This window comes from Carboxydocella sp. ULO1 (assembly GCF_002049255.1).
Taxonomy (GTDB): domain Bacteria; phylum Bacillota.
In genome coordinates, this window is the sequence record NZ_BDLQ01000037.1 from 1 (window position 1) to 474 (window position 474).

Annotated in this window: 1 protein-coding gene; it reads right to left on the bottom strand. The window is 45.6% G+C overall.

Translation table 11 applies throughout. From position 1 onward, the window contains the following. Positions 1-427: transposase (locus ULO1_RS07565; protein ID WP_242947913.1), on the bottom strand; the 427-nt coding region annotated here is incomplete at its 3' end. Between the last annotated feature and the right edge of the window lie 47 nt (positions 428-474).

Below are 474 nucleotides of genomic sequence, written 5' to 3' on the forward strand. Positions count from 1 at the left end.
TGAATATTATCGGAAGTTCATAGGTCGCGTCAACTATCAGATGCAGTTTGTACCCAAACCATTTCACGATCTTCTCCCATGCCTTACCGTTCTCGTACACCCCTCTATATTCCTTCCTGCCATAGTCCGCATCTGTATCCCGGCGACCGTCTCTTTCTCCCTTTTTATTTTTGTGTTTGGCAAATGATGAAATTGCTTTACTGTCCATAGCCAGGTTCTTGCCAAAGTCCGGTAACATCTCTGACAATTGCTTCACCATTTTATCGAACATCTCGTCTATTAATTTCTCCTGTTTCATCAGTGCCTTTAAAAACCGGGTGTATGCCCAGGGCGACGGTACTTGTTCATTAAACCCGCAAAGCTCTCGTAATTGACCATTGCGGGCCAGTTCCCGCCGTAACTTCTCCACACTCTCATGCTGGAACACAATACCCGCTAGTATGGAATTCCATATTGCCCGAACCGGATAATCGT